The 2,921-nt window shown below is 65.3% G+C and carries 3 protein-coding genes and 1 pseudogene; all 4 read right to left on the reverse strand.

The features are described 5' to 3' along the window. Positions 1-477: pyridoxal-phosphate-dependent aminotransferase family protein (locus tag DYI24_RS24410; protein ID WP_164574160.1), on the reverse strand; the 477-nt coding region annotated here is incomplete at its 3' end. 56 nt (positions 478-533) lie between these two features. Next, the gene (locus tag DYI24_RS24415) at positions 534-1,388 is read right to left on the reverse strand and encodes an LssY C-terminal domain-containing protein (RefSeq protein WP_164574161.1); all 855 of its coding nucleotides are present in this window, start codon (positions 1,386-1,388) and stop codon (positions 534-536) included. A 33-nt stretch (positions 1,389-1,421) separates the two neighbouring features. Then, positions 1,422-2,153 carry a thermonuclease family protein gene (locus DYI24_RS24420; RefSeq protein WP_164574162.1) on the reverse strand — a complete coding sequence of 244 codons (732 nt, stop codon included), beginning with the start codon at positions 2,151-2,153 and terminating at the stop codon, positions 1,422-1,424. Between the two features lie 113 nt (positions 2,154-2,266). Further along, positions 2,267-2,921, reverse strand: a pseudogene (locus tag DYI24_RS24425) (hypothetical protein); the annotation flags it as partial.

Consider the following 2,921-nt stretch of genomic DNA (forward strand, 5'->3'; position numbering starts at 1 on the left):
GGCGCGGCCGATCGCTTCGAGATCGTTACGGGCGCTGGAGGCGGTGTCGACCTGCACCACTACGATCGCTTTGATCGCATGTTCGGTGTCGCGGCGCAGCCGCGCTTCCACCTCATCGGGGCGGACCGCACGGCGCCAGTCGCCTTGCAGCACCTCGACGTCGCAGCCCATCGCACGGGCCGCGTTGCCCCAGCCGACCGCAAATCGTCCGCTTTCCAGCACCAGCACCTTGTCGCCACGCGACAGCACGTTGCTGATCACCGCCTCCCAGGCGCCGTGGCCGTTGGCGATGTAGATGTAGGACTTGCCCTTGGTGGCAAACAGCCGGCTGAGGTCAGCGAGAAGGCCTTCGCTCAGCGCCACCATCTCCTTCGAGTAGATATCGAGCGCCGGGCGATGCATCGCCTGCAGCACTTCGTCGGGCATGGTGGTAGGTCCGGGAATCGCCAAAAATTCCCGTCCGGCGCTGACGGCCATGATGCTTGTCCCTGTGGTGAGAGATGCCGCGACCATGCCGGCTCGCTGCATCGATTTCAAGGCGCGCTGGCGCCGGGCTCGATTGCGTTGGTGACGGTACGGAAGATCTGATCTTTGATCTCAGTCGCGAGCGGGCTCGGCAGAATCTCGGCCGGGCTGTTGCGCTTCTTGCAGCCTTCGGTCAGCCGAAGGATCCAGACCTCTCCGTCGGTGTAGTAGAGATCGCCTTCGCCGTTGCGGCCGGCGATGGTCGGGCCGACGCCGGTGATCTGATATTTCGCATCGACCATCGCTGCGGCTTCGAGATCAGCGGCGAATTGGTCGCGCTCGGCGTCGATGTCGGGTGCGATGTGATGCGTCACCGCGCCGGTGTAATGGCTGACACCGACGCCGCGGTCGAAGGTGGCGCTGCCGAGCCAGACCGGGCGGCCTTCCTGGCCGCTGTCGAGCACCTTCCACAGCCGCACATGATTGCGTCGGTCGGCGCTGCGTCCGTCGGGCTTTTCGAATGCCAGATCCTCACGGCGGTCGAGGTAGTACAGGCTCGACACCGGCGCGTCCGGATAGGGACGGTCGAGCAGTACGCTGCCGGCGATCGCGATCGACGAGCGCAGCGTGATCTGATCGGCCGGGTGCCAGTTCGCCGCCAGGATCGAGCAGACGACCTCGTTCTGATCGCCGATCAGCCCGACATTGATCGGATCGCCGGGAATGCCCTGCGCGGTGCGGGTCACCATCGGCATGTCGGCGAGTTTGCTCTGGTGTTCGTAGTGGGTCCAGAACATCGGCAGCGCCAGATAGGCGAGGATCGCGTAGCAGCCGATCAACACCAGCGAAAGTTGCCACGCCCGCCGCAGCCGGCGTTTGCGCGGCCGCTGCGGCCGCGAAGGATCATGTGATGTGTGGTTCAAGGTCTGCCCCCGCAGCCCGGTCTGTTGCGGCGGCTAGCGCCGCGTCTCGCGGCAGCCGGCGGCCTCGGCTTCTTCCACCGAGCAGAACCAGCGGGTGCCCTTGCTGATCTTCATCCGGATCTGGGCGTACCAGCGGCTGGTCGGCTTGTGGTAGATGCACTCGCCGGATTTGTTGACGTTGCCCTTGATGGTGCATTCGGGTGACGGTGCGACCGGACCGGACGCCGAGGCGAGCAGGATTCGCCGGGCATCCTTCGGCGGCTTGGTGGCGCCGAGGATCGGCGTCTTGTTGCTGCGAACGCGCCAGTCCCACGGCGCGATGAACGAGCCTTGCCACAGCCCGAGCTTGGCCTCAAGGGCGGCTTTCTCTTCGGCCTCGTAGGCGTGGGAGTACTGCACGTAAGCCAGCGCCCAGCCGTTCTTCACCATCCATTGTCCGAGATCTTCGCCGTCGACCTCGCATTTCGCGATCGAGCGGCCGCCTTTGTCGACGCGCAGGACATGACAGGTCCAGCTCTTGCCGGCGGTATGCTGGGCCAGCGCGTCACGCGCGGCGATGCCGCAGGTCCAGCGGTCGCCCTTCGGGTTGAGACAGAGCTGATCCACCGCCGGTGCGTCGATGCCAGCGAGACGGATGCGGGTCTTCCCAATCAGCGCATGGTCGCCGTCGCGGATTTTTGGCACGCCGCTGACGTCGGCCGCCTGGGCCGTTACCGGCAGCAGCAGGAGCAAAAGCGGCAACAGCCATGTGTTCAGCTTGAGCATGCGTCGACCTTCCCGGCAGGCACCCGTCCGGCAAACAGGTTCGCCGATTGTGCTGAATCTTGGGCGGCCCGGCCAGAGCCTCGGCACCACCTCGCTTCAACTTCGCGCGAAGATCATGCGTGGTGGGCCTGCTGCAGCAGCGCCTTGCGGGCGAGAGCCAGCCCCATCAGCACGAACGCCGAGGTCACTTCGGGGCCGCCGACTAGAATTCGGGTCGGCGTCTTCATCTTGTTCCACTCATAGGCCTTGAACGGCGCGCGGCCGCCGCCTTCGCCGAGGTGGTTCAGGATGCAATGCAGCGCCGGCGCGAAGTGCTGACTATCGCCGCCGAGATGACCGAGCGCGATCAACGCCAGCGCGGCGTCGAAAACGTTCATCTCCTTGGCGATCAGTTCGTCCTGCACGTAAGCCAGCACGCGCAGCCGGATCGCCTCGAACACGCCGTCGGGATCAATCGCACGCTTGGCGGCTTCGTCGAGCGCCCGGAACGCGACGTAGCAGCGGCCGAAATACGCGCAGTACAGTTCTGGCAGGTAATACACATGCGATTTCGGATCGGCGAACGCGCCGCTTGCCACCAGCCGGCGCTGGAAATCGACGATGCGGCGCACCGTGTCCAGCCGAGCAGGCGTCTCGACGATTCGCCACCGCGCACAATTGCGGAAGCTGACTTCGAGCACGTCGAGATTGAGCGTCGGATCGAGATCGTTGCCGAACGGGCGCTCGCTCGCCAAGTTGTCGATCCAGGTGACGATGCCGCCGTCGTAG

It is taken from the genome of Rhodopseudomonas sp. BR0C11, assembly GCF_010820945.1.
Classification (GTDB): domain Bacteria; phylum Pseudomonadota; class Alphaproteobacteria; order Rhizobiales; family Xanthobacteraceae; genus Rhodopseudomonas; species Rhodopseudomonas palustris_H.